Below are 26,464 nucleotides of genomic sequence, written 5' to 3' on the forward strand. Positions count from 1 at the left end.
ATCAGTCCCACTCCAGACCGCCGCGCCGCCAGATGTAGGCGTACGCCACGAGAACGGCGACGATGAAAAGGACCATCTCGACAAGGGCGAAGAGCCCCATCCGGTCGAACGCGACCGCCCAGGGGTAAAGGAAGATGATCTCAATGTCGAAGACGATGAACAGCATCGCCGTCAGGTAGTACTTGATCGGAAAACGTCCGCCGCCCACCGGCTGCGGGGTCGGTTCGATACCGCACTCGTAGGCGTCGAGCCGCGCGCGGTTCCACCGCTTCGGCCCCGTGAACGAGGCCATCACCACCGAGAAGGCGGCGAAGCCGAAGCCGAGCACCCCCAGGACGATGAGCGGAATATAGAGATCCATGCCCCTACGGCCTCTCCTCGGAACGTACAACGCTGTACCGGACGGCTCCGCCGCGGGCCGCCACCCTAGCCAAGGTGATCAATATCGCTCCCCTCAGGGGGTCGGGTCATGCACTTTAGTCCGCTCACCTGCGGAAGCTTGAATCGCATGCGCTCGCTCACGGCGCCGCTCACACGATCGGTCACGCCATCGCTCATGCCGCCGGCGCCACCTTCTGCATCGCGTTGATGACGCGGTCCATCGCGTCCCCGCCCTTGGGGTCGGTCAGGTTCGCGAGCAGCTTGAGCGTGAACCGCATCAGCGTGGGGTGGGGCAACCCGTGCGCGGTGAGGAACTTCATGATGCGCGGATCGCCGATGGCCTGGACGAACACCCGGGCCAGAGTGAAGTAGCCGCCGTGGTCCTCCTTCAGGATGCGCGGGTACTCGTACAGCGTCCGCTCCCGCTGGGCGGGGGTGCGGCGGGCGAGTGCCTGCACCATGATGTCGGCGGCCAGCCGGCCGGACTCGAGCGCGTAGTCGATGCCCTCCCCGTTGAACGGGTTGATCATGCCGCCGGCGTCGCCGACGAGCAGCATCCCTCGGGTGTAGTGCGGCTGCCGGTTGAAGCCCATCGGCAGCGCCGCGCCGCGGATCTTCGAGGTCGCGTGGTCCTCGTCGAACTGCCAGTCCTCCGGCATCTGCGCGCACCAGCGCTTCAGCATGCCGCGGTAGTCGACGCTCTGGAACGCCTTGCTGGTGTTGAGGAGCCCGAGCCCGACGTTGGACGTGCCGTCCCCGACGCCGAAGACCCAGCCGTAGCCGGGCAGGAGGCGCTCGCCGTCCCACAGCTCCAGCCACGCCTCCATGTAGTCGTCGTCGTGGCGGGGCGTCTGGAAGTAGCGGCGGACCGCGACGCCCATCGGGCGGTCCTCGCGCCGCCGCAGGCCCATGGCGAGCGACAGCCTGGTCGAGTTGCCGTCGGCCGCGACGACCAGCGGCGCGTGGAACTCGACCTCCTCGCCCTCGTAGTCGGCGGTGACGCCGGTGATGCGGTCGGTGCGCTCGTCCAGGATCGGGCCGGTCACGGTGCAGCCCTGCAGCAGCCGGGCGCCGGCCTTCGCGGCGTGCTCGGCGAGGAGCTGGTCGAAGTCGGTGCGCTTGCGGACGAGCCCGAAGTCGGGGAAGCTCGCGAGCTCCGGCCACGGCAGCTCCACCTTGACGCCGCCGCCGTAGATGCGCAGCCCCTTGTTGCGTCCCCAGCCCGGGTCGCTGACGTCGACGCCCATCCCGATGAGGGCGCGGACGGCGCGCGGCGTGAGGCCGTCGCCGCAGATCTTGTCGCGCGGGAACCTGGTCTTCTCCAGCAGGAACACCTCAAGGCCGGCCTGCGCCAGCCAGTACGCGGTCGACGATCCGGCGGGGCCTGCCCCGACGACGATGACATCTGCGTGTCGGGCGGAGTCGGTCACTGCGGTCCTCTTTAGCTCGTTCGCTTGTGAAGCACTTCACAAGGATCCGATGGGGAGTCTATTCCTTTATCACGACTGGTGCGTACTTCTGGGCCGGTCCAGGTTTGGATCGGTCCGGACCGGCGGCCGCCCGCGGGTCATCCCGGGTTGACCGCGCGGTGCAGCGCGGCCACCCCGAACGTGAGATCGCGCCAGTGCACCCCGTCCCAGCCCGCGTCCTGGACCAGCCGCGCCAGCGCCGCCTGGTCCGGCCAGGCGAGCGTCGACTCGGCCAGGTACCTGTAGGAGTCGGGGTTGGAGCTGACCCGCGCCAGCAGCGGCAGCCCGTACCGGAGATGCGCCTTGTGGCCGAACGCCAGCAGCCCGTTCGGAGGGTGGCTCACCTCGCAGATCAGCAGCCGCCCGCCGGGCTTCGCGACACGCCGCAGCTCGCGCAGCGCCAGCCCCGTGTCGGCCACGTTGCGGAGCCCGAACGAGATCGTGACGGCGTCGAACGACCCGTCCGCGAACGGCAGCCGCAGCGCGTCCCCCGCGACGAAACCCAGCCGCCGCGCGCGCGTCGTCCGGCCCCGGCCGTGCCGCCGCACGCCGACCCGCAGCATGCCGAGCGAGAAGTCGCACGCCACCGTTTCGGCGCCCGCCTCGGCGAACGGCACCGCGGACGTCCCGGTACCCGCCGCGAGGTCGAGGACCCGCTCACCGGGCTTCGCGTCCACCGCCCGCACCACCTCCCGGCGCCACCGCCGGTCCTGCCCGCCGGTCATCAGCGTGTTCAGCAGGTCGTACCGCTCGGCGGTGCCGTCGAACATCGCCGCGACGTCGGCGGGCTTCTTGTCAAGAGAGGCGCGGCTCATGCCCCCCACCCTAGAAGCAGTGGCACGGCGCACACGCATCGCGGGTCGGTCCCCGCGGGGCCTCCCGCCGGCGTCTTCCTTCTAGCCGTCTTCCTTGGTTACGGACTTCTGGAACTTCGCCCGCTGGGAGCGGGCACCGGAGACGACCGCGGCGGACATCCGGTCACGCTGACCGGACAGCAGCACGTAGCTGACGACGCCGCTGATCACCAGCGCCAGGAGCAGGAGCAGGGCACCGCGGGCGCCGATCAGCGCCAGCACGCCCGCGGTCGCCAGAAAGATCACGACCCGTGCGGCGGTGTAGAAGATGATGGAACGCATGACCCTTCGAGGCTACCTCCACACCCCGTGACCTCTGCGCCGGGTCACCTCAGGACGTCCAAGAGCAGTGACGGGTCCGCGTTGCCGCCGGAGAGGATCGAGACGTAGGTGCGTCCGGCCGGGAGTTCGGCGCGGCGGTAGAGGTAGGCGGCGGTGGCGACGGCGCCGGCGGGTTCGGCGAGGAGGCGGGCCTCGCGGGCGAGGCGGCGCATCGACGCCCTGATCTCGTCCTCGGTGACGGTGACGATGCCGTCCACGTGGGCGCGCATATGCGCGAAGGGGAGGTCGCCGACCCGCTGTACGCGCAGGGCGTCGGCGATGGTGCGGCCGGTCTCCTCGGCGTCCCAGGCGACGGGACGTCCCGCGGCCATCGAGTCGCGGGCGTCGGCGGCGAGTTCCGGTTCGACGCCGATGACCCTGGCCTCGGGCCGCAGCGCCTTGACGGCGGCGGACACTCCGGCGATCAGGCCGCCGCCGCTGACGGGGACGAGCACGACGTCCACGTCCGGGCGGTCCTGGACGATCTCCATCCCGACGGTGCCCTGACCGGCGATGACCCGGGCGTCGTCGTAGGGCGGGATCATCGCGAAGCCGTGCGCGCCGGCGAGCTTGCCGGCGGTCTCGGCGCGGGCCTGCGACGTCGGCTCGACATAGACGATCTCGGCGCCGAGCGCGATGCACGCGTCGACCTTGACGCCCGGGGTGTTGTGCGGCATGACCAGGACGGCCTTGACGCCGAAGGTGCGCGCCGCGTAGGCGACGGCCTGCGCGTGGTTGCCGCTGGAGTGCGTCACCACACCGCGCCGGCGTTCGTCCGGGGTCAGGGACGAGATGGCGGCGTACGCGCCGCGCACCTTGAACGCTCCGATCGGCTGCAGCGACTCGGCCTTCACGAGCAACGACGGCTCCCCGGCGGCCGCCGGGGCGGGGTCGTGGGGGAACCGGACGAGCGGTGTCCGGAGGGCGACGCCCGCGATGCGCTCGGCGGCCGCCTCCATCTCCGGTAGCGATACAAGGTCGGACATGTTCTGGGAGACTACTTCGCGCGGTGGGCAGGGGCTGCCCGCGGCCCGTTTCGGACGTGACATGGCAGGTCAAACGGGGTCAATGTGATCTGCGTCACTCACGGTGCGGGCACCGACGGTGATCGCTCCTGTTCGGCGAACTACGGACCGTGATCTTTTCCGAAAACAAGGGAGAAATCGGTCTTGACCCGCCACACTGTTAAACAGTCCACCCGCGCCGAGAGCGGGACAAAGGGGGAGAGAAAACGTGGAGAGCACGAGCGAGCGCCTGCTGACACCAGGAGAGGTCGCCGCCCTCTTCCGGGTCGACCCGAAGACGGTCACCCGGTGGGCCGCCGCGGGCCGGATCAGCAGCATCCGCACTCCCGGAGGCCACCGCCGCTTCCGCGAGTCCGAGGTGCACGCGCTGCTGCGCGGCGAGGAGCCCGTCGCCGAGCATTCGGCCCGCTGACCTGGCCTCAGCCGCCCGGACCGCCGCGCCGTGGTAGTCCCCTCGCAGGAATCCCTCGCCCGGGCGGCCGGGGCCTTCTCACTCCCCGCCGGCACATCTCCCCGCCCGTACTCGGGCGCCGACTCCGGGGCTCGGTTCACTCTCCCACGCCTTGCCTCCGGTTCTACGCCTGGTCTCCGGCGTCGCCCGCCTTCCACTCCTCGAACCGGCGGAGCAGGTCAGCGTCCTCGTCCCGCCAGCGGCGCCGCCGCTCCTCCAGTTCCTCCTCCGTGAGCGACTCGCGGAGAAGCCGGTCGTAGTCGGGGTCGTCCGGCCCGATCTCGACATAGGCGTCGGCGATGATCCGTCCTTCGCCCGCCTCGGCGGGTTCGGCGAGAACGCTGTGCGGGACCCGGAGCGTGCCATCGGGGAGCCGGATCACGTACATCCTCGATCACCCTCCCCTAGATCCCGTACCTGCGGTTGAAGAAGAGCATGACCTCCAGGGCGGTCCGGATGTTGCCGGCGAGCATATCGACGAGGGCCGGGCGCTGCCGGGAGGAGATCGCGGCGAACGCGTCCGCGAAGAACTCGCGGCGGCCGAGCGCGTCGGGCTGGCGGTGGAAGTCGCTCGCGAGATGCGGCCTGCACTCCTCGTACAGCTTGCGGAAGGCGGGGCTGTCGGACGTCCACTCGCCGTCGTCGCCGTCGATGTCGTCGAGCGCGTGCCCGACCTCGTGCAGCATCACGTCCGGCGTCGGGGACGGCCGGTCCCCCACGACGATCTTGCGGTCGCCGTACGCGCCGGCGCAGATGTCCCAGGTGGCGCGGCCGGACGGGAGCGGCCGGTCGCGCAGATGGCCCATGTCGTCGAGCTGCGGGACGCCTCCGGGCCCCACGTAGATGCCGTCGAGCCCGCCCGCGAGCTTCTCCTTCAGCGGCTCGGGCAGCGATGCCAGGCTGTCCACGGCCCCGATCACCTCTGGTGTCGGCGGCCCTCCCCGGACGTCCCACTGCCGGTAGAGGATGCCTTCCAGGGCACCGCAGTTGCGGCGGCCGTCGGCGGCGTGCGGCATGCCCGGCGGGTGCGGCTCCACGCGGAGCCGGTCGTCCTCCAGCTCGAAGTCGCTCCACGAGTAGTCGCCGGACCGGGGCCGCCCGTGCCTGCGCCGCCCGAACCTGCCGGTGAGCCCGGCCACCGCGTCGCCGCCGTCCACTCCGCCGTTCGCGCCGGGACGGTCCGCGCCGGGCCCGAGCGCGTAGTCGTCGTCACGGCCGGCCTTGCGGAACCGCCCGAACCGGTCGCGCGGCTGGTTGCTGCGCGGCCGCACCTGCCCCGAGTCGGGCGGCGACGGGGAGTACGCGGCATCGTTCCTGCGGCTCTGCCCACCACGGAGCGACTCCCGGCTCCGCAGCTCCCGGGGCTTGCGATGGACGCCTTTGAAGCGCATCAGGCTCCTCTGTCGACGGGCCCATGGGGGTTCACAAGCAACGCTCATCGGGTCCGGTGACGGACAGGGCCCCGCAGAAAGGGTAAGCCGGAACCCGACTTGGCGTCATCCCCACGAGTCACGGATACCCTTTAGCCGTGACAAACGTGCTGGTTACGCTGGTTTTGCTCGGGATCTGGCTCTACTGCCTCCTGGACGTCCTCCGGACCGACGCATCCGAGTTGCGGCACCTGTCCAGGCGGGGCTGGTTCGCGATCGCCTTCTTCGGCTTCCTCATCGGCTCGATGCTGTGGCTGCTGGACGGCCGGCCCCGCCACGGCGCGGCGGCCTTCGGCTCCCGGATGGCCGCCGCCGGGCCGATCGGCCCGGACGACGACCCGGCGTTCCTGCGTGATCTGGAACGCCGGCTCCGCGACGAGGGAGCCTGACGGACGCTCGCGCGAGCGTCCGTCCTACACGCGGTCTCCTTACGCGTAGGAGTGCAGGCCGGAGAACAGGTAGTTCACGCCGAAGAAGTTGAACATCAGCGCGGCGAACGCGAGCAGCGCGAGGATCGCGGCCTTGCGGCCCTTCCAGCCGGCCGTCGCGCGAGCGTGCAGGTAGGCGGCGTAGATGATCCAGGTGACGAAGGACCAGACCTCCTTCGGGTCCCAGCCCCAGTACCGGCCCCACGCCTGGTCGGCCCAGATGGCGCCCATGATGATGGCAGCCGTCCAGATCGGGAACGCGAACATCGTGACCCGCATCGCGAGGCGGTCCAGGCTCTCGGCCGACGGCATGCGGGACAGGACGCCGCCGTCCGCGACTCCACGGCGCGCCTCCACGCGGTCCTTCACCAGGTACAGGACCGTTGCGGCGCCCGCGACGGTGAACGCGCCCGTCGCGATGATCGCCGCGGTCACGTGGATGGCGATCCAGTACGAGTTCAGCGCCGGGGTGACCGGGCCGACCGAGTCGTACAGCCAGATGTTCGCCACGCCCAGCGCGACGACCGCGGCGGCCATGACGAACGCACCGAGGAAACGCGCCTTGTAGCGGTACATCACGACCATGAACGCGGTGACGGCGGCGAACGCGATGGCGGTGAGGAACTCGTACATGTTCCCCCACGGCCACCGGCCCGCGGACAGCCCGCGGGTGACCATGACGCCGAGGTGCGCGCCCCAGCCCAGCACGTTGAGCAGGACCGCGAGGCGGACCCAGTCGAGCTGGGGACGCTCGCCTCCGTCCTCGGTGTCCGCGGCGGCGGACGCGTCCGCGGCCGGGCCGGCGTCCTCGGCGTGGGCGCCGGCGCCCACCAGGACCTTCGCCTCCGCCTTCTCTGAAACCGTCTCCGGTGCGGCGCGGCGGCCGAAGCCGAGGTCGATGGCGTAGGCGGCCAGCGCGATGACGTACATCACCACGGTGGTCAGCATGAGCTTGTCGCTCAGGTTCGCGAGGTCGGCGTCGCTCACCGCGTCACTCCTTCGATTCGGTCGCCGACCCGGATTCCGGGTCGGCGGCGGGCTCGCTTTCAGGCCCCTCGGCCTCGGACTCCGTGTCCTCGGGCTCCTCGGCCTCGGGCTCCTTACCCTCGGAAGCCTCGACGTCGGGCCTGTCCTCCGGACCGCGCAACGCGGTCACGATCTCGTCGAACTCCGCGGTCGGGCTCCCCAGCGTGAGACCACCGACCTCGACAACCGTACGCCCGCCCTCCGCGGCGCTCGCACGGACCCACACCCTGCGCCGCCGGACCATGAACGACGCCGCCACGCCCAGCACCGCGAGGATGGCGGCGATCAGCGCGGGGACGCGTCCCGGGTCGTGGTTGACCGACAGGGTGACGTACTCCTCCAGCCCGTCGAACGTGACCGACCCTGCGCCGCCGGGCAGTTCGAACGTCTCCCCCGGCTCCAGCAGCTTCTGGCCGTCCTTGACGGGGTGGAGCGTCTCGCCGACGCCTTCCAGCTTGTAGACCGACTGGGGTGTCCCGGAGTCCAGGCCGATGTCGCCCTTGAACGCGGTGATCGTGACGACCGGGCGGAGCGGAGCCGGGAACCCCGAGACGATCTGCTTGCCGTCCTCGCTGGCCATCGCCGTGGGCCACAGGATCGCGTAGAAGGCGAGCTGGTCGGGCTGGGCGTCGGGGACCTTGATGACGCCCTCGGACGTCAGGTTCGCCTGCTGCATCTCCAGGAACGGCACCGAGTCCTTGAACGCGACGTCACCGTTGGCGTCCCGGACGGTGAAGACCGGCGCGTAGCCGTGGCCGAGCAGGTACACCTTCGCTCCGCCGACGCTGAGCGGATGGTTCATCCTCAGGTCGTACGGCTTCTCCGCGGCGTCCGGGGCGGACCGGTAGCGGATGTCGGCGTTGAAGTCGGTGGCCTGGCCGCGTTTGTCGCCTTCGGTCTGGTACTCGGCTTTGAAGTCGTCCAGGGTGACGGTGAACGGGGCGAGGTCCCCGTCGCCGAACATGCGCCCCGGCGAGAACTTGTCGTACCGGCTCAGCGAGTTGGCGAACGTGTTGCCCTCGGCCAGCAGCACGTTCCCCTGGTAGCCGAACAGGTTCCCGAGGCCGAGCGCGAACAGCAGCGCCAGCAGCGCCAGGTGAAAGAGCAGGTTCCCGGTCTCGCCGAGATAGCCCTTCTCGGCGGACGCGGCGCCGCCGGCGACGTCCACGCGGAACCGGCGCCCGCGCAGTACCTCGCGCGCCTCGGCGAGGACGTCCTCCGGGGACGTGTCCGTCTCGTACTTCGCGGACTGCGGGAGCCGCGCCAGGTTCCGGGGCGCCGCCGGCGGCCGCGCCCGCATCGACCGGTAGTGCTTGACCGCGCGGGGGATGACGCAGCCGGCCAGCGAGACGAACAGCAGGATGTAGATCGCCGCGAACCAGGGCGCGGCGAACACGTCGAACATCGACGCCCTGTCCAGCCACGGCCCGAGCGTCGTGTGCTCCTCAAGGTAGGCCGCGACCTTCTCCGGCGCCTGCCCGCGCTGCGGCAGGATCGACCCGGGCACCGCGCCGAGCGCGACCAGGAACAGCAGGATCAGCGCGGTGCGCATCGTGGTGAGCTGGCGCCAGCCCCACCGCAGCCAGCCGATCGGGCCGAGACCGGCCGGGCCGGGGGCCTCCCCCGGCGCCTGCCGCGCGGCGGGCGCCAGGGTCCCCGACTCCGCGGCCTCCGCGGCCTGCGCGTCGTCCTGCACGTCGTCCTGGATGTCAGTCATCTCAAATCACCGGTTGGAAGCCGCTGATCCACGACTTGAGCTGGATGTTCAGGTCACCCCACAGGCCGCTGACCAGCAGCACCCCGATGAGGACGAGCATCCCCCCGCCGATCCGCATGACCAGGGGGTAGTGGCGCTTCACGGCGTCGAACGCGCCGAGCGCCCGGCGGTAGGCGATCGCCGCGGCCACGAACGGCAGCCCGAGGCCCAGGCAGTACGCCAGCGACAGTAGCGCGCCGCGCCCGGCGCTCGCCTCCGTGACGGCGAGGCTCTGCACGGCGCCGAGCGTCGGGCCGATGCACGGCGTCCAGCCGAGCCCGAACAGGACGCCGAGGAGCGGCGCGCCCGCGAGACCGGCCGCCGGCAGCCGTCCCGACTTCAAGGTGCGCTGCAGGCCGGGGATGAACCCCATGAACGCGAGGCCGAACAGGATCGTGATGACGCCGAGGACGCGGGTGATCGGGTCCTGGTACTCCAGCAGCCACCGTCCCAGCCCCCCGAACACGACGCCGTAGCTCACGAACACGACGCTGAAGCCCGCGACGAACAGCAGGACGCCGGCGAGCAGCCGTCCCCGCCGCTGCTCGGCCATGTCGGCGCCGGACATGCCCGTCACGTACGACAGGTAGCCCGGTACCAGCGGCAGGACGCACGGCGAGGCGAACGAGACGAGCCCGGCGAGCGCCGCCAGCGGCGCCGCCGCCACCAGCGACCCGCTGACGACCGTCTCGTTGAGTGAGCTCACTTTTCTGAGGAGATCTCGGCGACCAGGGGGTTGAGCTTGGAGTAGGTCGTCGCGCCGATGATGCGGGCGGCGACGCGGCCCTGCCGGTCGAGGACGAGCGTGCTCGGGATCGCGCTGGGCGGCACCTCGCGGAAGGCCAGCGTGACCTGGCCGTCGGCGTCGGACAGGCTCGGGTAGGTGATCTTGAACTTGCGCTCGAACGCCTCGGCGTTGGCCTTGGAGTCCTTGAAGTTGACGCCGAGGAACTCGACGCCCTTGTCCTTGTTCTCGGTGTAGACGTGCTGCAGCGACGGGGCCTCGCCGCGGCAGGGCGCACACCAGGACGCCCAGAAGTTCACGACCACGACCTTGCCCTTGAGGTCGGCGAGCTTGAACGGCTTGCCGTCCAGGAGCCGGCCGGAGACGCCCTGGACGCTCGGGCGCTCGGCGGACTTGTACTCGGTGACATTGCCGTCTCCCGAGATGAACCGGTTGGCGTCGCCGCCCTGCCCGTTCTCCGAGGCGCTGGTTCCGGCGCAGCCGGCCAGCAGCCCGCAGAGCGCGACGGCAGCGGCGGCGGCGCGCAGAGGGGAGATTCGGGGGCTCAACGGACCCTCCTACTACAAGACGTAGTACACAACGTACCGGTGCGGTCAGGCACCCGCGACACTGGGCCCCTTCGCCATCCCGGCCGCGGGCTCGTTGTAGACGACGTCCACCAGCCGGCTGCCGTCGAAGGTCAGGCTCGTCACGCTGGCCAGGGTGCACTCGCGCTGGTGCGGCAGATGCCAGAGGCGGCGCCGCTCGGCGTGCAGCCGCAGGATCCAGACGGGCAGCTGGTGGCTGACGCACACGGCCTCGTGGCCCCGCGCCGCCTCCCGCGCCCTGATGACGGCGGCGCGCATCCGGGCGGCGAGCGCCCGGTACGGCTCCCCCCAGGACGGCCGGAACGGGTTGCGCAGGTGGTACCAGTGCTCCGGGCGGCGCAGCGAACCGGCGCCCGCCCCGAACGTCAGCCCCTCGAAGTGGTTGTCGGCCTCGATCAGACGATCGTCCACCGTGACGGGCAGGTCGAACGCGTCGGCGAGCGGTGCGGCCGTCTCCAGCGCCCGCTGCATCGGCGAGGAGAAGAGCGCGGTGACGTCCCGGTCGGCGAACCATTTGGCGGCGGCCTTCGCCATGAGGACACCGTCCTCGCTGAGGCGGTACCCGGGCAGCCGGCCGTACAGGATGCCGTCGGGGTTGTGCACCTCACCGTGCCGCAACAGGTGAACGATCGTCTTTTCAGTCATTGCGAGGTCAGATTACCTTCGTCCCCCCGCGCCCCCGCCCACCGGCCGCCCCCTGGGGCGCGGCTCAGCGGCGGGAGGAGGCGACGGAGGGGACGGCCGCGGCGGCGCTCAGGCCGGGGCCGGGGTGAGCACGCGGGCGTCGGCGGGGACGGCGGTGCGCAGCGCGGTGACGGCGGCGCGGATCGCGGGACGGCGGGCGGCCTCCTCGCGCCATACCGCGTAGACGCGGCGCGACAGCGGGGCGTCCAGCGGGACGACCGCCACACCGGGCGGCACGTCGCAGCGGCCGAGGCGCGGCAGGATCGTGTTGCCGAGCCCGGCGGCGACGAGGGACAGCTGCGTGGCGAACTCGTAGGCCATGTGGGCGATCTCGGGTTCGCTGTCGATGGCGCGGAGCGTGCGCAGGAGCCAGCCGCAGCAGATGCTGTCCGGCGACGAGCTGATCCACGGGTCGCCCGCCAGCTCCTTGAGGTCGATCGTGTCGCGGCCCGCGAGGGCGTGGCTCTCCGGCAGCGCCACGTCGGCGACGTCGTCGCAGATGACGCCCTTGCACAGGCCCTCGGGCAGGGGAAGCGGCTCGTTGTTCCAGTCCTGGACGACGGCCATGTCGAGGTCGCCGCGCGACAGGAGCGGCATGCTGCGCATCGGGTCCTCCTCGCTGAGCTGGACGCGCAGGTCGGGGTGGTCCGCGCGGAGCGCGCGCAGGGCGGCCGGCATGAGCCCGCGGATCGCGGTGGGGAACGCGGCGACGGAGAGCTGCCCGACGACGGAGCCGCGGTGCGCCTCCAGGTCGGCCTGCGCCTGCTCGACGAGGGACAGGATCCGCTCGGCGTGGGCGACGAGGAGTACGGCGGCGTCGGTGAGCCGGACGCCGCGGCCGTTGCGTTCGAGGAGCTTCTGGCCGGTCTCCCGCTCCAGCTTGGCGAGCTGCTGGGAGACGGCCGAGGTCGTCACATGCAGGACGTCCGCGGCGGCGCTGACCGAGCCGTAGGTCGCGACCGAGTGCAGCGCCCGCAGCCGTTCGAGATCAAGCATGAAGCAATACTAAAACGAAGTTTCAAGAAGTTCTCGCTTGTCCTAAAACAAGTGGGTGACGACGATCGGGGAATGAGATCACGCCACGTCGCGCTGGCCACCTTGATCGCCGCGCTGTGGGGGTTCAACTTCGTCCCGATCCGGGTGGCGCTGGACGACTTCCCGCCGCTGCTGATGGCCTCGCTGCGGTTCGCGGCCGCGGCGCTCCCGGCCGTGTTCTTCGTCCGCCGGCCGCCGGTGCCGGCGCGCTGGCTCGTGCTGGTCGGCGTCCCGCTCGGCGTGGGGCAGTTCGGCCTGCTGTTCCTCGGCATGCACATGGGGATGCCCGCCGGCCTGGCGTCGGTCGTCCTGCAGGTGCAGGCGATCTTCACGGCGCTGTTCGCGGGCCTGCTGCTGCGCGAGCGCCTCACCGTCCGGCAGATCGCGGGCATGGTCGTCGCGTTCACCGGTGTCACGCTCATCGGCGTGGCCCAGGCCGAAGGCGGGAGCCCGGTCGGGGCGTTCCTGATCTGCCTGCTCGCCGCGGCGAGCTGGGGGCTGGCGAACGTGGCGATGCGGCGGATGAACCAGGCCGCCCGCGGGCCGGTCGACGCGTTCGGGTTCATGGTGTGGGTGTCCCTGGTGCCGCCGCTCCCGCTGCTCGCCCTCTCGCTGATCTTCGAGGGGCCGGGGGCCGTCCCGGAAGCGGCGCGCAACCTGTCGTTCGCCGGGGTCGCGTCGATGGCGTTCATCGCCTACGTCTCGACCCTGTGCTGCTTCGGCGCGTGGGGGTGGCTGATGCGCCGGTACGAGGCCAGCACCGTCGCCATGTACTCGCTGCTCGTCCCGCCGTTCGGACTCGCCTCGGCCGGCCTCCTGCTGGGCGAGCACGTGGACGCGACCCGCCTCACCGGCGCCGCGCTGGTCATCGCGGGCGTCGCCGCCGGCAGCGTCCGCCTGCGGTCGCGCATCGGCCTCACTCCGCCCGCCCGCACCGACATCCGCCCCGCGGACATCCGCCCCACGGACATCCGCCCCGCCGACAACCACTCCGCCGAAATCCGCCCTGCCGAAATCCGGCCCGCCGAAACCAGGTGAGACCATGCACGGAATCCACGCCTCTCTCGTGACGCCGTTCACCCGCTCCGGGGACGTGGACGCCAAGTCGCTCGAACGGCTCGCGGTCCACTGCCTGGACAACGGCGCGGACGGGCTCGTCGCGCTGGGCACGACCGGCGAGGCCGCCCTGCTGAGCCCCGGCGAGCAGCGGACGGTGCTGGAGGTGTGCCGTGCCGTCTCCGACGACCGCCGGACACCGCTGACCGTCGGCGCCGGGACGATGGGCACCGCGGACTCCATCCGGCAGGCCCGCGAACGCGCCCCGCTCGCCGACGCGCTGCTCGTCGTCGTCCCGTACTACCTGCGCCCGTCGGACGACGCCGTCATCGACCACTTCGCCGCGATCGGCGCCGCCGTGGACGTCCCGCTCCTCCCGTACAACATCCCGTACCGGACGGGGAAGCACCTGTCCGCCGGCACCCTCGTGCGGCTGCTCTCCCTCGATTGCGTCGCCGGCATGAAGCACTGCGCGGGCGCCATCGACCACGACACCCTCGGCATGCTGGCGGCGGGCACCGGAAAAGCGGTCCTGAGCGGGGACGACGCGTACATCTACCCGATGCTCCAGCTCGGCGCGTCCGGAGGCGTCGCCGCGTGTGCGTGCCTCGCGCCCGCCGCCTACGCCGCGATGGCGGGCGCGGCACGCGACGGCGACGCGGCACGCGGGCTGAAGCTCCACAACGCGCTGTTCCCGATGACGGAGGCGCTGTTCAGCGAACCGGCACCCGCCGTCCTCAAGGCGTGCCTCGCGGAGGAGGGACTGATCGACGAGCCCGCGGTGCGCGCTCCGCTGCAAGCACCGCGTCCCGAGTCGGTCGCCGCGGCCCTCGCCGCCTATCGCGCCCTGCCCGCGTAAGCCGCCCGGCCCGTCCGGGCCTGCCCGTCCAAGCCTGTAGAACGACGCCAGAGCGCTTCTTGGGCTACGCCTGGGCCGCGGCTCGGGCGGCATGCGGAAGGGCGTCCAGAATGCGTCCCAGAGCCTCCTCGTCATGCGCGGACGACAGGAACCACACCTCGTACGCCGACGGAGGCAGATACACGCCTCGTTCCAGGGCGGCGTGGAAGAACGCGGCGTACGCCTTGGCGTCCTGGCGCTGCGCGGTGGCGAAGTCACCCACCCGCCCCTCACTGAAGAACACCGAGAACAGGTTGCCGGCGTTCTGCACCGAGTGGGGGACGCCCTCGCGCTCCAGGGCCTCGGACGCGGCCCTCGACACGATCTCCGCCGAGCGGTCGATCGTCGCGTACACCTCGGCGGTGGCGTTCCGCAGCGTGGCGATGCCGGCGGCGGTGGCGAGCGGGTTCCCCGACAGCGTGCCCGCCTGGTAGACGGGACCGGCCGGGGCGAGATGGTCCATGACGTCGGCGCGTCCCCCGAACGCGGCGGCGGGCAGCCCCCCGCCCATCACCTTCCCGAACGTCATCAGGTCGCCCGCGACGCCCTCGATCCCGAACCAGCCTGACGCGGACGCCCGGAACCCGGTGAGGACCTCGTCGATGACCAGCAGCGCACCGTACCGCTCGCACAGCCGCTTCAGCAGCGCGTTGAAGCCGGACAGCGGCGGCACCACGCCCATGTTGCACGGCACCGCCTCGGTGATGACGCACGCTATGTCGGTGCCGTGCTCGTCGAACGCCGTCTCCAGCGCCGTGACGTCGTTGTACGGCAGGATCAGCGTGTCGGCGGTGGTCGCGCCGGTCACGCCCGGGGTGTCGGGCAGGCCGAACGTGGCGACGCCCGACCCCGCCGCGGCGAGCAGCGAGTCGACGTGCCCGTGGTAGCAGCCCGCGAACTTCACGATCTTGGGACGTCCGGTGAAGCCGCGCGCCAGCCGGATCGCCGACATCGTCGCCTCGGTCCCCGAGTTGACGAGCCGGACCTTCTCCGCCGGCGTCCGGGACACGAGTTCCCCGGCGAGTTCCACCTCTCCCGGCGTCGGCGCCCCGTAGGACGTGCCGCGGCCCGCCGCGTCCCGCACCGCCTCGACGACGGCCGGATGCGCGTGCCCGAGGATCATCGGCCCCCACGAGCACACCAGGTCGACGTACTCGTTGCCGTCGGCGTCCGTCAGGTACGGCCCGCGCCCCGACACCATGAAACGGGGCGTCCCGCCGACGGCCCCGAACGCCCGGACCGGCGAGTTCACGCCCCCGGGGACGATCGCGGCGGCACGGTCGAACAACTGCTGGGAGTGATCGATACCAGTCACGGAAGCAGTCTCTCAGTTGCAGTTCGGCGACTTACCTTGACCTCGCACGGTACGGGCCGATATTCCACCAAGTACGACATCGGAAGTACGACATCGGCACCCTGGCACTCACAGGTTCTCGCACGTGGTCCAGCGGCGCCTCACTGACTCACCGGCTGTACTCACCGGCCGAACTCATTGACAGGCCGTATCGGAGGGATGGCTTTCAACGTGGTTGACGGCTGGACGGTCCCGGGCTTCACCCACGACCGGGAACTGGGCGGCGGCGCCTCGGGCCGGGTGATGCTGGCGACCGACGACATGACCAGCACCAAGGTCGCGATCAAGTACCTCGCCGGGGCGCTCGGCGCCGACGAGGCCTTTCTGGCGCGGTTCCGCGCCACCGCGCGGCGCCTGTCGCAGCTCGAGGATCCCAACGTGGTCGACCTGTACGACTTCGTGGAGACCCCGGAGGGCGCCGCGATCGTCATGCAGTACGCCGAGGGCGTCAGCCTGCGGCGGGTGCTGGCCGCGCAGGGCCCCACCGGCCCGCTGGCGGCGCTGTCGATGCTCGGCGGGACGCTCCTCGGCCTCGCGGCGGCGCACGAGCACGGCATCGTTCACGGCGCGATGCGCCCGGCGAACATCCTGGTGGACGGGGACGGCAACGCGCGGCTCACCGACTTCGCGACGTCCTCCACGGGGACCGAGGCGCAGTCCGGCCCGCCGTACGCGGCGCCCGAACTGTGGGACGGTGTGCCCGCCACCGTCGCCACCGACCTGTACGCCGCCACCGCGATCTTCTACGAGTGCCTCACCGGGCGGCCCCCGTACGCGGGACGGAACATGGCGCGGCTGCACCGCGAGGCGCCGATCCCCGCCGACGAGGTGCCGGGGCCGCTGCGCAATCTGATCCACCAGGGCCTCGCGAAGGACCCGGCCCAGCGGCCGCAGTCCGTCGTCGACTACCTCGCCGCCCTGGAGGACGCGGCCGTCTCCGCGTACGGCCCGTCCTGGGAGGCGCAGGGCCGCGGGCGGCTCACCGAACTCGCCGCGCAGGCCGCGCGGTATCCCGAGCCGCCGAAGCCGAAGGCGTCCCGCAGCAGCGGCCTCAACCCGATCGTCGCTGGCAAGCAGGCCGGGGGCCGCGGCGGGCGGACCCGCTGGGTCCTCGCCGCCGTCGCCGTCCTCGTGGTCGCCGGCGCCGGCGCGAGCGCCATGACGCTGCTGAAGGGGGACGAGACGCCGCCGCCCGACCCGGCGCCGGCGCAGAGCAGCACCCCGCAGCCCACGCTGCCCGCCGGTGGCGTCGACCCGAGGCCGCTCGTCGCGCAGATCGACCAGGCCATCGCCAAGGCGCCCGGCGCCGTGTTCAGCTACCGGCAGTCGGGCTGCTGCGGCTTCCCCGCGAGCGCCAAGGGGACGTTCGGCCTGGTGCAGGGCGGGCAGCCGTCCTACTCGCTGACGCTGGCGGGAACGGGCTCGACCCGTAAACCGGTGCGTGCCGTCATCGTCCAGGACCGGTTCTACATGCGCGTCGGCAAGCGGTGGAAGGCGTCGGCGCTCGGCGGAAGCGGCTACCCGGCGGCGGCCGGCCAGGTGCGCCAGGGCAGTTCCGTCACGAACCTGACGGCGCTGCTGCAGTCGGCGACGAAGCTGACCAAGTCGCCGCCGACCGAGTCGGGAACGATCTACGAGGGCGAGGCCCCGGCCGCGAAGCTGGCGCAGGTGCCCGGCATCGGCCCCATGTACGCGCAGATGTCCCAGGCGACCGGCGTGCAGCAGATCACCTTCGCCATCAAACTCGACGCCGGCCACCGGCCCACGAAGTTCTGGGTCCGCGCCGGCACGGAGGACGGCCGCAACCAGAAGATCAGCGGCTCGTACACCAAGTGGGGACCCAAGGCCGCCATCAAAGCCCCGCGGACGGCTTGACTAGGCGTCCTCGCAGCTGTCGGCGAGGACTTCCAGGAGGCGCAGGGGGTCGGGCAGGGGGCCGCCGGCGGGCGGCCTCAGCCAGCTGACCTCGCCGCCGTCGTACGGGAGGACGGACGGCGGCGCGACGACGTAGCTGTCGCGGCAGTGCCACCGCATGCCGGGCGTCTCGGCGACGTCCTCCGGCAGGGTGTCAAGGTGGCAGGACCACCATTCGTCCTCGTCGACGGGCGCGCCGCGGGTCGCGACGAAGAACAGGTGCCGGTCGCCGCCGACGGACGCGACCGGCCCGACGGGCAGGTCGCCGGAGGCGATCCGGTCGAGCGCGACGGTGCCCGCGGCGGCCGGGACGTCGAACACGTCGAACACCCGGCCGGTCGGCAGGATGATGTTGGCCAGGGGACGTTCGGACCACCAGCGTCCGATGGTGTCGGCGTCCACGCTGGCCTGGTGCGCCCAGGCCGCCGATACCGGATGCGCGCCCGGGTCGGGGCACCCGATGCGGTCGCACGAACAGGCCCGGTCACCGCCGCCGGGCGGATGCGCGCCGGGAAAGCACGGCCAGCCGAGGCCGGCGTATTGCCGCGCCGCCGAGGCCATCCTGTCGCGTGCCGCCTTCTGCCGCTTGCTCCCCGACACCACCAGCATCTCCGCCCCCAATTACCCAAGGTCGAACGTGGGTTCTTGACTAACGATGATGCCCGGCACGCAAACACCCGGACACGGCTACCCCCAGAAACAACCCCAATTGACTACCCCCTCCGTGGAGGGAGGGAGATTCCGGGATTTCTCCCGTTATGAGAGGTGCCCGAGCAGGGCGGACGACGCCCGGGTGGCGGACCGGCCGGTGATGATGATGTCCGGCCGGTGATGTCCGGCCGGTGATGTCCTAGGACAGGCGGCGGGCGACCTCGGTGGCCCAGTACGTCAGCGCGATGTCGGCGCCGGCGCGGCGGATGGACAGCAGCGACTCCATGATCGTCCGCTCGCGGTCGATCCAGCCCTTCTCCGCGGCGGCCTCGATCATCGCGTACTCGCCGCTCACCTGGTAGGCGACGACGGGGACGTCGACGGCGTCGCGGACGCGGCGGACGACGTCGAGGTAGGCGCCCGCGGGCTTCACCATGACCATGTCGGCGCCCTCGTCGAGGTCGAGGAACACCTCGCGCAGCGACTCGTCGGAGTTCGCCGGGTCCTGCTGGTGGGTGGAGCGGTCGCCGAACCGCGGGGCGCACTCGGCGGCTTCGCGGAACGGGCCGTAGTACGCCGAGGCGTACTTCGCCGAATACGCCATGATCGCGATGTCCGGGTGGCCGGCGCCGTCGAGGGCCGCGCGGATCGCGGCGACCTGGCCGTCCATCATGCCGCTCGGGCCGACGACCGCCGAGCCCGCCTCGGCCTGCGCGACCGCGATCGAGGCGTACCGCTCCAGCGTCGCGTCGTTGTCCATCTCCCCGCCGGACTCGCCGGAGCCGGTGAGGACGCCGCAGTGCCCGTGGTCGGTGTACTCGTCGAGGCAGAGGTCCGTCATGATCACGGTCGAGTCGCCCAGGTCGGCGTTCAGGTCGCGCAGCGCGAGCTGGACGATGCCGTCCGGGTCGTCGGCGCCGGAGCCGACGCCGTCCTTGACCGCGGGGACGCCGAACAGGATGATGCCGCCGACCCCGGCCTCGACCGCCTCGTGCGCGGCCTTGCGGAGGCTGTCGCGGGTGTGCTGGAACACGCCCGGCATGGACGAGACGGGCTGCGGCTCGGCGATGCCCTCCTTCACGAACATCGGCAGGACCAGTTCGGCCGGGCTGAGCCGCGTCTCGGCCACCATCCGGCGCAGGGCGGGCGTGCGGCGCAGCCGCCGCGGCCGGGCAACGGGGAACTGTGCGGACATGATCCTTCTTTCCGGGTCGGTCTACGCCACGCGAACACGGCCCCCGGTGAGCCGTGCCGGCGGCGGCTTCACCTGCGGCGCCGGGCCCCCCGGCGCATCTGGCTGGGCTTGCGGAGCGGGTCTCCCGCCTCGATCTGGGCCGCCCTCCGCTTGGCGCCGTACTCCGCGAGCGCCTCCGCGAGGGCCGATGCCGAGGGCTTGTCCGCCATGACGTCGACGCGCAGCCCGTACTCCTGCGCCGTCTTCGCCGTCTGCGGGCCGATCACGGCGATCACCGTCACATTGTGCGGCTTGCCGGCGATCCCGATCAGGTTCTTCACCGTGGACGACGAGGTGAACAGCACGGCGTCGAACCCGCCGCCCTTGATCGCCTCACGGATCGGCGCGGGCGGCGGCGCGGCCCGGACCGTCCGGTAGGCGGTGACGTCCTCGCACTCCCAGCCCAGCTCGGTCAGCCTGGCGATGAGCACGTCGGTGGCGATGTCGGCGCGCGGCAGCAGCACCCGGTTGATCGGGTCGAGGTCCTCGTCGTAGGGCGGCCACTCGCGCGCCAGGCCCTCCCCGGACTGCTCGCCGGACGGCGTCAGGTCGGGCTGGATGCCGAACTCGACCAGCGCGGCGGCGGTCTGCTCGCCGACGGCGGCGACCTTCAGCCCGGCGAACGCGCGGGCGTCGAGGCCGTAGTCGACGAACTTCTCCCGGACGGCCTTGACGGCGTTGGTGGAGGTGAACACCACCCACTCGTACCGTCCGGTGACCAGGCCCTTGACGGCACGGTCCATCTGCTGCGGGGTGCGCGGCGGCTCCACGGAGATCGTCGGGACCTCGTCGGGGACGGCGCCGTACCCGCGCAGCTGTTCCGACAGCGACGCGGCCTGCTCCTTCGTGCGCGGCACGAGGACCCGCCACCCGAACAGCGCCTTCGTCTCGAACCAGGACAGCCTGTCGCGCCAGCCGACCACGTCCCCGACGATGATCAGGGCGGGCGCCTCCATGCCCTTGGTCGCGGACGCCAGTTTCTGCAGCGTCGACACGACGGTCTCCTGCTCGGTGGTCGTGCCGAGGCTCGTCATCGCGGCGGGGGTGGAGTCGGGACGTCCCGCGGCGACCAGGCCCTTGCAGACCTCCGCCACGGCGCCCTCCGCGCCGATGATCACCAGGGTGGTGTCCGGGGCGGCGAACCGCTCCCAGTCGACGCCGGCCTGCGAGGCGTCCACGACCCGGACCTCGCGGTGCTCGGCGTCGGTCAGCGGGATGCCCGCGTACCCGGGCACGCCCGTCACCGCGGACACGCCCGGCACGACCTCGAACGGCACACCGGCCTTGGCGAGGGCGCCGCCCTCGGCGGCCAGCCCGCACATCACGCCGGGGTCGCCGCTCAGCAGCCGGACGACCCGCCGGCCCGCCTGCGCGGCGCGGGCGGCGAGCCGGACGGGGTCACCCTCCGCCGAGTCGATGATCTCCACATCGGGCCGGCAGTGGGACAGGATCTCCTCCGGGCAGTGGGCCCGGCTCACGATCACCGTGTCGGCGCGTTCCAGTTCGGCGGCGGCGCGCAGGGTCAGCAGGCCCGGATCGCCCGGCCCCATCCCGACGATCGAGACGGTGCCGACGCCGGTGCCTCCGGCCGCGGTCCCCTCACTCCCCTTGGCCGTGCTCCCCCTGGCCGCCTGCTCGGCCTCTGGAGGCCGGGCGGGCGTGCTCTTCGTATTCTCGGCGGCGCTGCTCTTCGCGGCGGGGCTCAATCGCGCTCCCCCATCAACTGGTCGGCCCCCTGCGCGAGCAGCCGGTCCGCGAGGTCGCGTCCGATCTGCTCGGCGGCATCCGGGTGGCCGCTTGCGGACAGCCTGATCTGGCGGCTCCCGTCGATCGCCGCGACGGTCGCCGTCAGATGCAGCTTTTCATCTACTTCGGCAGCGTATGTTCCCACGGGCGCGGAACAACCCGCCTCCAGGACGGCCAGCACGGTCCGCTCGGCGGTGACGGACCTCCTGGTCGCGGCGTCGTCGACCATTCCAAGAAAATCGCGGAGGTCGGCCCTGTCGGCGCGGCATTCCAGCGCGAGCGCCCCCTGCCCGGGGGCCGGCAGCATCTGGTCGGGGTCGAAGACCTCGCCGACCGCCGCCAGCCGGTCGATCCGCTTCAGGCCCGCGTGGGCGAGCACGACGGCGTCGAGTTCACCGTCGGTGACCTTGCGGAGCCGGGTGTCGGCGTTGCCGCGGATCGGGACGATCTCCAGGTCGGGCCGCAGCGCGCGCAGCTGTGCGACCCGGCGTGGGGAGCCGGTGCCGATGCGCGCCCCGCGCGGCAGGTCGGCGAGCTTCGCCGGGCCGCACAGGGCGTCGCGGGGGTCATCGCGCAGGGGTGTCGCGGCGAGGGCGATCCCCGGCGTCTCGGACGTCGGCAGGTCCTTCAGCGAGTGCACGGCGAAATCCACCTCGCCGGACAGGATCTTGTCGCGAAGCGCATTGACGAAGACCCCCGTCCCGCCGATCTGGGCGAGCAGGGCCTTGGAAACATCACCCTGCGTGGTTACCCCGACCAGCTCGACGGCATGCCCCGTCAGCTGCGTCAACGCGTCCGCGACGCGCTGCGACTGGGTCGTCGCCATCAGGCTCTTGCGGGTACCGAGCCGCAGCGGCCCCCCGCCTGGAGTGCTCAATCCCCTGCTCAATCCCCTGCTCCGCTCGACTTCCGGCGGACGGCCGGCGGGCCGCCCGCGCTCACGTCACGTCTCCTTCGCGCGCCGCCACGGCATCGCGGGCGCTGACCGCCCGGACGCTCGCGGCCTGCGCGTTCACCGTCTCCGCGGGCACGCCCAGCACATCCGTGCTCTGTGTCTCGTGCGCCTTGACGTCCTGCAAACTGACCTCGTGCAGGCCGGCCGTGTTCACGCCGGCCTCGTTCACGCCGGCCTCGTTCAGTTCGATGCCCCGTGCGCCCTCGGCGGGCGACGGGATACTCACGCAGTCGGCCTCGGCGCAGTCCGGGTCAACCGCGGGGGTCGAACCGTTCCACACGGCCGAGGCGCCCGGCTCGTCCTCGCGCATGTCGGCGCGGGCCACCGCCTCGGGGGCCTTCGGGTCCAGGTCGAACAGCTCGCGCAGCGCGTCGGCGTAGGAGTCGCCGCCCGGCGCCGCCGCCAGCTCCTTCACCCGGACGGTCGGCGCGTGGAGCAGCTTGTCCACCACGCGCCGGACGGTCTGGTCGATCTCCTTGCGGGCCCGGTCGTCCATCTCGGGCAGCCGCCCGGCGAGCCGGTTCAGCTCCGCCTCGACGACCTCCGCCGCCTTGCTGCGCAGCGCGACGACCGTCGGGGCGACGGCGGCGGCGCGGACCGCGGACAGGAACGCCTCGACCTCCTCGCACACGATCCGCCGGACGGCGTCGACGGCCTCAGGGCCGATGGCCTTCGCCGCCTCCTGCGCGGTCCGCAGATCGTCCAGCCCGGCCAGTTCGACGCCCGGCAGGTCGCCCGCGTCGCGGTCGATGTCGTGCGGCAGCGCCAGGTCGAGGAAGAACCGCCTGCGTCCGTCGGAGCCGACGCCCCGCGCGGCGAGCCGCGCCGCCGTCATGACCAGCCCGGCCGCGCCGGTGCACGACACCACCAGGTCGGCCTCGGTGATCGCGGCGTCCAGCACCGAAAGCTCGATGGCCCGGGACGGCACCTCCAGCGACTCCGCCAGCCGCACCGCCCGGTCGTGGGTGCGGTTCGCGACGACGACCTCGCGGACTCCGGACCGGCTCAGCGTCGCCGCCGCCAGCGAGCTCATCGAGCCGGCGCCGACGACCAGCGCCCGTACCTCGTCCAGCGGCCCGAGATGCCGGGCGGCGACCTCCAGGCCCACGCTGACCAGCGACGCGCCCGCCTTGTCGATGCCGGTCTCGTGGTGGGCGCGCTTGCCCACCCGCAGCGACTGCTGCAGGACGTCGTGCAGGTCGCGGCCGAGCGTGCCCTCCTCCTGGGCGAGCCGGAACGCCTGCCGGATCTGCCCGAGGATCTGGCCCTCGCCGACGACCATCGACTCCAGGCCGCACGCCACCGCGAACACGTGCTGGACGGCCCGCTCCTCATAGTGGACGTACAGGTGCCGCGACAGGTCGTCCATCGGGATGCCGGAGTGCAGGGCCAGCAGCTCGGAGATCGCCGAGACGCCCCCGTGGAACTTGTCCACCACCGCGTAGATCTCGACGCGGTTGCACGTCGAGACGATGGCGGCCTGGGCGACGTTCGCGGACTCGTGCACCGCGTGCAGCAGCTTGACCAGGTCGTCCCCGGCCACCGCCGCCCGTTCCAGCACCGCCACGGGCGCGCTCCGGTGACTGAGCCCCACGACCAGAATGCTCATATGGCCTCTCCCGCGTCTCCCTGGTTTCCCGCGTCTCCCGGTCGGACCGCCCCGATCATGCCGTCCCGATCACACTGTCCCGATCATGCCTCGACAGTCTCTACGTAATGGGTCGTGCCGGGAGGCGCGTCACCCGCGGCGAGGGGGGCGAGACCGTCCGGCCCCCCGGCCTTGCGCTGCTCGTGGAACGCGAGGATCTGCAACTCGATCGACAGGTCGACCTTCCGCACATCGACTCCTTCGGGTACCGAGAGCACCACCGGCGCGAAGTTCAGGACGCTCGTCACACCCGCGGCCACCACACGATCGCACACCCCCTGGGCCGCGCCCGCGGGGGTGGCGATCACGGCGATGGACACGCCGTGGCCCGCGATGATGTCCTCCAGCAGGTCGATGTTCTGCACCGTCATCCCGGAGATCTCCTGGCCGACGATGGACTCGTCCGCGTCGAGCAGGCCGGCCACGCGGAAACCGCGGGACGCGAAACCGCCGTAGCCGGCCAACGCACGGCCCAGGTTACCGACCCCGATGATGGCGACCACCCAGTCCTGGGTGAGCCCGAGTTCACGGGAGATCTGGTAGACGAGGTACTCCACCTCGTACCCGACGCCGCGCGTCCCATACGAGCCCAGGTGGGACAGGTCCTTGCGGAGTTTGGCCGAGTTGACGCCGGCGGCCGCGGCCAGTTCCTCCGAGGACACGGTCGTGATGCCGCGCTCCTGCAGCGCGGTCAGCGCCCGCAGGTACACCGGCAGCCGCGCCACGGTGGCTTCGGGGATGCCGCGCCCTGCACGGTCGCGTTGTCGGTTCTGTCGAGGTGTCACGGCCTGCTCTTCGGGCTCGACGCTGGGTACGGGGTCACGCCGACCCCTGGCTCCGGTTCTCGCGGGGGCGGGCAGCGGCTCACGGCCGCGACCTGACCGCCCCGGGGCTGTCCACCAGGTTAAGCCTTTGTGAACACGCGCACAAAGTCACCCCCCGGATAGCGGACTCCGGACGCTCGCGCGCGACCGCGAAAGCGCCGTCCAGCAGCAACTTTTCAGGGTACGCGGCACCCGCCCGGCCGCCGCCGGATGTGACCGACCAGACATATCCGTCGGTACGACCCGGAGACGCACGGCGGCCCGGAGACGCGCGGCGGCCGGAAGGGCCCGGCTCGGCCCGGGTGTCAGGCCGGTTCGCGCAGCTTCGCGATGGCGGCGCGCAGGCGGGCCTCGTCGACGCGCCAGAAGTCGTGCTGGACGCCGTTGACGAGCGTGACCGGGATCTGCTCCCAGTACTGCTCGGTGAGCTCCTCGGACCTGGTGATGTCACGCTCTTCCCACGGCACGCCCAGATCGCGGGCGACCCGCTCGATCACCGCACGGGCGTCGTCGCACAGATGGCAGCCGGGCTTGCCGAGCAGCGTGATCGTGATACTCGCCTTCTCGCTGGCCGTCATGTCACCTCCCGGGGTACTCCGGTGCGGGGAGCGGCACCTTGGCGGCGCCGAGGCGCAGCTCGATCACGTTGGTGGCCAGCACGTGCGTGCGGGACTCCGCCAGGAAGCGCTGCAGGTGCGGCTGCTGCCGGTGCGCGGCGAACGCCGCCTCGTCCCGGAAGAGCTGGTAGAAGATCCGCTGCGTGGGGCCGCCCACCACCTCGTGGCAGGCGAAGATCATCGTGTCGGGCTCGACCGCGAGGGCCGCCTTCACGAGGTCGGTGGCGAGCCGGTCGAAGGCGTCCTCGCGTCCGTCCAGCAGCGTGTAGACGGTGATCTGGCCGCATGCCCCGGCCAGCTCGCCGCCGAACGCGCCCCTGGACGGCCCGGCGTGCCGGTTCTGCTCGGGCAGCCCGGCGACTCCCATGCCGGCGGCACCGGCACGGCCGCCGGCACCGTCCACGGCGGTGGGGCCCGCGGGGTTGTCCGGAGGGAAGCGCAGCGGTTCGGCGGGGGCCGGCTCGGGGAAGCGCAGTTCCCCGCGCCTCGGGTCGGGCGACGGGGTCGGCGCCGGGACGGGGTCGGGCCGGACGGACTCGGCCCGCGAGCGCGGGTACCCCTGCTCTTCGTACCCGGTCATCGGCTCATTTCCGTGGTCGTCCCTGTAGCCGTCATAGCCCTCTTCGTCGTCGTACACCGGGATCGTGCGCATCGCGCCGTACCAGACGAGGCCGGCGGCGGCGCCCAGGGCGATCACCGCGAGCGGCGCGGGCAGGAACCCGCGGGTGCCGCTCACCACCAGGACGCCCGCCAGGGCGACCAGGGCGATCGGGATCAGCAGCTCGCCGGCCTCCTCGTCCCGCTTGCTCGCCAGCCAGGCGGTGACCCCGGTGCACGCCGCCAACGCGAGCACGGCGACGACGTGCGCGCCGTCGATCAGCAGCAGCGGCAGGGCGTCGTAGGTGGAGCCGGGTTTGGGCAGGTCCTTGGACAGCGAGCCCTTGAGCGGGTCCAGGAGCAGGATGACGATCGCGACGAACGTGTAGGAGATCGCGAACAGCCAGGCGGCGAACCGCACCTGCACGTACCGGGCGATCAGCTCGATCATGCCGAGCGCGAGCCAGAGCGGCCCGATCAGGGCCGCCCCGAGCTCCATGACGCGGAAGAACACGCCGTTGAATCCGGCCAGGAACCCGACGCCCATCGACAGCAGGGCGAGCGAAAGCCCGACCTGGGTGAACGACCAGGCGATGAGGTAGAGCAGCCGGTCTTGGTAGGCGCGCTGAATCAGCAACCCGGTGACCAGTAAGGCACCAAGGGTCGCCACGAGCGCGAGGAGAGCAGAGACCATCGCGCCCCATGGTGCCCGATGCCGGGGGCTGACGGGTAACCGCTCCCGAGAACGCACGTGCATGTGCCCGTGCACACACACCAT

27 protein-coding genes are annotated in these 26,464 nt (G+C 71.9%); 5 read left to right on the plus strand and 22 right to left on the minus strand.

Features of this window, described 5'->3' with window-relative positions; all coding sequences use genetic code 11:
- Position 1: 1 nt before the first annotated feature.
- The 5 genes from ACGFIS_RS16515 to ACGFIS_RS16535 form a co-directional block, all read right to left on the minus strand.
- Entirely contained in the window at positions 2–361 is a 360-nt protein-coding gene (locus ACGFIS_RS16515) for an NADH-quinone oxidoreductase subunit A (RefSeq protein WP_392905695.1), read from the minus strand.
- A 193-nt stretch (positions 362–554) separates the two neighbouring features.
- On the minus strand, positions 555–1,811 hold the full coding sequence (locus ACGFIS_RS16520) for a geranylgeranyl reductase family protein (protein WP_392905698.1): 1,257 nt from the start codon (positions 1,809–1,811) through the stop codon (positions 555–557).
- A 137-nt stretch (positions 1,812–1,948) separates the two neighbouring features.
- The gene (locus ACGFIS_RS16525) at positions 1,949–2,665 is read right to left on the minus strand and encodes a demethylmenaquinone methyltransferase (RefSeq protein WP_392905701.1); all 717 of its coding nucleotides are present in this window, start codon (positions 2,663–2,665) and stop codon (positions 1,949–1,951) included.
- 81 nt (positions 2,666–2,746) lie between these two features.
- A complete protein-coding gene (locus ACGFIS_RS16530) occupies positions 2,747–2,986 on the minus strand; it encodes a DUF4229 domain-containing protein (protein WP_392905704.1) in 240 nt (79 codons plus the stop codon).
- A gap of 44 nt (positions 2,987–3,030) precedes the next feature.
- Positions 3,031–4,011: a threonine/serine dehydratase gene (locus tag ACGFIS_RS16535; protein WP_392905707.1), complete on the minus strand. Its 981-nt coding sequence runs from the start codon at positions 4,009–4,011 to the stop codon at positions 3,031–3,033.
- A 247-nt stretch (positions 4,012–4,258) separates the two neighbouring features.
- Here ACGFIS_RS16535 and ACGFIS_RS16540 point away from each other — a divergent pair, with 247 nt between their 5' ends.
- Positions 4,259–4,462: a BldC family transcriptional regulator gene (locus ACGFIS_RS16540; protein ID WP_021593176.1), complete on the plus strand. Its 204-nt coding sequence runs from the start codon at positions 4,259–4,261 to the stop codon at positions 4,460–4,462.
- Positions 4,463–4,625: 163 nt separating this feature from the next.
- Here ACGFIS_RS16540 and ACGFIS_RS16545 read toward each other — a convergent pair whose 3' ends face one another.
- A complete protein-coding gene (locus tag ACGFIS_RS16545) occupies positions 4,626–4,889 on the minus strand; it encodes a hypothetical protein (RefSeq protein ID WP_392905711.1) in 264 nt (87 codons plus the stop codon).
- Positions 4,890–4,905: 16 nt separating this feature from the next.
- Complete coding sequence (locus tag ACGFIS_RS16550; RefSeq protein ID WP_392905714.1) at positions 4,906–5,892, minus strand: hypothetical protein; 987 nt, start codon at positions 5,890–5,892, stop codon at positions 4,906–4,908.
- A gap of 137 nt (positions 5,893–6,029) precedes the next feature.
- Between ACGFIS_RS16550 and ACGFIS_RS16555 the strand changes: the two genes are divergently transcribed.
- Positions 6,030–6,320, plus strand: a complete 291-nt coding sequence (locus tag ACGFIS_RS16555) for a hypothetical protein (RefSeq protein ID WP_392905716.1) — start codon at positions 6,030–6,032, stop codon at positions 6,318–6,320.
- Positions 6,321–6,359: 39 nt separating this feature from the next.
- On the opposite strand, the gene ccsB is transcribed toward ACGFIS_RS16555, so the two are convergent.
- The 6 genes from ccsB to ACGFIS_RS16585 form a co-directional block, all read right to left on the minus strand.
- Positions 6,360–7,346 carry a c-type cytochrome biogenesis protein CcsB gene (gene ccsB, locus ACGFIS_RS16560; protein ID WP_392905719.1) on the minus strand — a complete coding sequence of 329 codons (987 nt, stop codon included), beginning with the start codon at positions 7,344–7,346 and terminating at the stop codon, positions 6,360–6,362.
- Between the two features lie 4 nt (positions 7,347–7,350).
- Positions 7,351–9,102, minus strand: a complete 1,752-nt coding sequence (locus ACGFIS_RS16565; protein WP_392905722.1) for a cytochrome c biogenesis protein ResB — start codon at positions 9,100–9,102, stop codon at positions 7,351–7,353.
- Position 9,103: 1 nt separating this feature from the next.
- Positions 9,104–9,847, minus strand: a complete 744-nt coding sequence (locus tag ACGFIS_RS16570) for a cytochrome c biogenesis CcdA family protein (RefSeq protein ID WP_392905724.1) — start codon at positions 9,845–9,847, stop codon at positions 9,104–9,106.
- Positions 9,844–10,434, minus strand: a complete 591-nt coding sequence (locus tag ACGFIS_RS16575; RefSeq protein ID WP_392971488.1) for a TlpA family protein disulfide reductase — start codon at positions 10,432–10,434, stop codon at positions 9,844–9,846. Before ACGFIS_RS16575 ends, ACGFIS_RS16570 begins: the two co-directional genes overlap by 4 nt.
- Before the next feature lie 45 nt (positions 10,435–10,479).
- Positions 10,480–11,118, minus strand: coding sequence for a histidine phosphatase family protein (locus ACGFIS_RS16580; protein ID WP_392905730.1), 639 nt, complete (start codon positions 11,116–11,118; stop codon positions 10,480–10,482).
- 108 nt (positions 11,119–11,226) lie between these two features.
- Positions 11,227–12,153: a LysR substrate-binding domain-containing protein gene (locus ACGFIS_RS16585; RefSeq protein ID WP_392905733.1), complete on the minus strand. Its 927-nt coding sequence runs from the start codon at positions 12,151–12,153 to the stop codon at positions 11,227–11,229.
- 72 nt (positions 12,154–12,225) lie between these two features.
- Between ACGFIS_RS16585 and ACGFIS_RS16590 the strand changes: the two genes are divergently transcribed.
- Positions 12,226–13,230 (plus strand): EamA family transporter, encoded by a 1,005-nt coding sequence (locus tag ACGFIS_RS16590; protein WP_392905735.1) that lies wholly within the window; start codon positions 12,226–12,228, stop codon positions 13,228–13,230.
- 4 nt (positions 13,231–13,234) lie between these two features.
- Positions 13,235–14,107, plus strand: a complete 873-nt coding sequence (locus ACGFIS_RS16595; RefSeq protein WP_392905738.1) for a dihydrodipicolinate synthase family protein — start codon at positions 13,235–13,237, stop codon at positions 14,105–14,107.
- Positions 14,108–14,171: 64 nt separating this feature from the next.
- Here ACGFIS_RS16595 and hemL read toward each other — a convergent pair whose 3' ends face one another.
- The gene (hemL, locus tag ACGFIS_RS16600) at positions 14,172–15,461 is read right to left on the minus strand and encodes a glutamate-1-semialdehyde 2,1-aminomutase (RefSeq protein WP_392905741.1); all 1,290 of its coding nucleotides are present in this window, start codon (positions 15,459–15,461) and stop codon (positions 14,172–14,174) included.
- Between the two features lie 198 nt (positions 15,462–15,659).
- On the opposite strand from hemL, the gene ACGFIS_RS16605 reads away from it, so the two are divergent.
- On the plus strand, positions 15,660–17,375 hold the full coding sequence (locus tag ACGFIS_RS16605) for a serine/threonine-protein kinase (protein ID WP_392905743.1): 1,716 nt from the start codon (positions 15,660–15,662) through the stop codon (positions 17,373–17,375).
- Here the strand turns inward: ACGFIS_RS16605 and ACGFIS_RS16610 are convergent, their stop codons facing one another.
- From ACGFIS_RS16610 to ACGFIS_RS16645, 8 genes are all read right to left on the minus strand, one after another.
- Entirely contained in the window at positions 17,376–18,023 is a 648-nt protein-coding gene (locus ACGFIS_RS16610; RefSeq protein WP_392905986.1) for a bifunctional DNA primase/polymerase, read from the minus strand.
- 241 nt (positions 18,024–18,264) lie between these two features.
- Entirely contained in the window at positions 18,265–19,260 is a 996-nt protein-coding gene (hemB, locus tag ACGFIS_RS16615) for a porphobilinogen synthase (RefSeq protein ID WP_392905745.1), read from the minus strand.
- 68 nt (positions 19,261–19,328) lie between these two features.
- Positions 19,329–20,858, minus strand: coding sequence for a uroporphyrinogen-III synthase (locus tag ACGFIS_RS16620; RefSeq protein ID WP_392905988.1), 1,530 nt, complete (start codon positions 20,856–20,858; stop codon positions 19,329–19,331).
- Between the two features lie 143 nt (positions 20,859–21,001).
- Positions 21,002–21,871: a hydroxymethylbilane synthase gene (gene hemC, locus ACGFIS_RS16625; RefSeq protein WP_392971589.1), complete on the minus strand. Its 870-nt coding sequence runs from the start codon at positions 21,869–21,871 to the stop codon at positions 21,002–21,004.
- A gap of 112 nt (positions 21,872–21,983) precedes the next feature.
- Positions 21,984–23,609, minus strand: coding sequence for a glutamyl-tRNA reductase (locus tag ACGFIS_RS16630; protein WP_392905747.1), 1,626 nt, complete (start codon positions 23,607–23,609; stop codon positions 21,984–21,986).
- An 83-nt stretch (positions 23,610–23,692) separates the two neighbouring features.
- On the minus strand, positions 23,693–24,433 hold the full coding sequence (locus tag ACGFIS_RS16635) for a redox-sensing transcriptional repressor Rex (protein ID WP_392905749.1): 741 nt from the start codon (positions 24,431–24,433) through the stop codon (positions 23,693–23,695).
- A gap of 344 nt (positions 24,434–24,777) precedes the next feature.
- Positions 24,778–25,050, minus strand: a complete 273-nt coding sequence (locus ACGFIS_RS16640) for a glutaredoxin family protein (protein ID WP_392905751.1) — start codon at positions 25,048–25,050, stop codon at positions 24,778–24,780.
- A 1-nt stretch (position 25,051) separates the two neighbouring features.
- Positions 25,052–26,380 carry a putative quinol monooxygenase gene (locus ACGFIS_RS16645; protein ID WP_392905753.1) on the minus strand — a complete coding sequence of 443 codons (1,329 nt, stop codon included), beginning with the start codon at positions 26,378–26,380 and terminating at the stop codon, positions 25,052–25,054.
- Positions 26,381–26,464 lie beyond the last annotated feature (84 nt).

The organism is Spirillospora sp. NPDC048824, from assembly GCF_043198455.1.
Classification (GTDB): Bacteria; Actinomycetota; Actinomycetes; order Streptosporangiales; family Streptosporangiaceae; genus Spirillospora.

Excerpts from the sequence above, each read along its gene's own strand:
- ACGFIS_RS16515 (WP_392905695.1), bottom strand. The coding sequence starts at position 361 with ATGGATCTCTATATTCCGCTCATCGTCCTGGGGGTGCTCGGCTTCGGC.
- ACGFIS_RS16525 (WP_392905701.1), bottom strand. The coding sequence starts at position 2,665 with ATGAGCCGCGCCTCTCTTGACAAGAAGCCCGCCGACGTCGCGGCGATG.
- ACGFIS_RS16530 (WP_392905704.1), bottom strand. The coding sequence starts at position 2,986 with ATGCGTTCCATCATCTTCTACACCGCCGCACGGGTCGTGATCTTTCTG.
- ACGFIS_RS16535 (WP_392905707.1), bottom strand. The coding sequence starts at position 4,011 with ATGTCCGACCTTGTATCGCTACCGGAGATGGAGGCGGCCGCCGAGCGC.
- ACGFIS_RS16545 (WP_392905711.1), bottom strand. The coding sequence starts at position 4,889 with ATGTACGTGATCCGGCTCCCCGATGGCACGCTCCGGGTCCCGCACAGC.
- ACGFIS_RS16550 (WP_392905714.1), bottom strand. The coding sequence starts at position 5,892 with ATGCGCTTCAAAGGCGTCCATCGCAAGCCCCGGGAGCTGCGGAGCCGG.
- ACGFIS_RS16565 (WP_392905722.1), bottom strand. The coding sequence starts at position 9,102 with ATGACTGACATCCAGGACGACGTGCAGGACGACGCGCAGGCCGCGGAG.
- ACGFIS_RS16580 (WP_392905730.1), bottom strand. The coding sequence starts at position 11,118 with ATGACTGAAAAGACGATCGTTCACCTGTTGCGGCACGGTGAGGTGCAC.
- ACGFIS_RS16585 (WP_392905733.1), bottom strand. The coding sequence starts at position 12,153 with ATGCTTGATCTCGAACGGCTGCGGGCGCTGCACTCGGTCGCGACCTAC.
- ACGFIS_RS16590 (WP_392905735.1), top strand. The coding sequence starts at position 12,226 with ATGAGATCACGCCACGTCGCGCTGGCCACCTTGATCGCCGCGCTGTGG.
- ACGFIS_RS16595 (WP_392905738.1), top strand. The coding sequence starts at position 13,235 with ATGCACGGAATCCACGCCTCTCTCGTGACGCCGTTCACCCGCTCCGGG.
- ACGFIS_RS16605 (WP_392905743.1), top strand. The coding sequence starts at position 15,660 with ATGGCTTTCAACGTGGTTGACGGCTGGACGGTCCCGGGCTTCACCCAC.
- ACGFIS_RS16610 (WP_392905986.1), bottom strand. The coding sequence starts at position 18,023 with ATGCTGGTGGTGTCGGGGAGCAAGCGGCAGAAGGCGGCACGCGACAGG.
- hemB (WP_392905745.1), bottom strand. The coding sequence starts at position 19,260 with ATGTCCGCACAGTTCCCCGTTGCCCGGCCGCGGCGGCTGCGCCGCACG.
- hemC (WP_392971589.1), bottom strand. The coding sequence starts at position 21,871 with ATGGCGACGACCCAGTCGCAGCGCGTCGCGGACGCGTTGACGCAGCTG.
- ACGFIS_RS16630 (WP_392905747.1), bottom strand. The coding sequence starts at position 23,609 with ATGAGCATTCTGGTCGTGGGGCTCAGTCACCGGAGCGCGCCCGTGGCG.
- ACGFIS_RS16640 (WP_392905751.1), bottom strand. The coding sequence starts at position 25,050 with ATGACGGCCAGCGAGAAGGCGAGTATCACGATCACGCTGCTCGGCAAG.
- ACGFIS_RS16645 (WP_392905753.1), bottom strand. The coding sequence starts at position 26,380 with ATGGTCTCTGCTCTCCTCGCGCTCGTGGCGACCCTTGGTGCCTTACTG.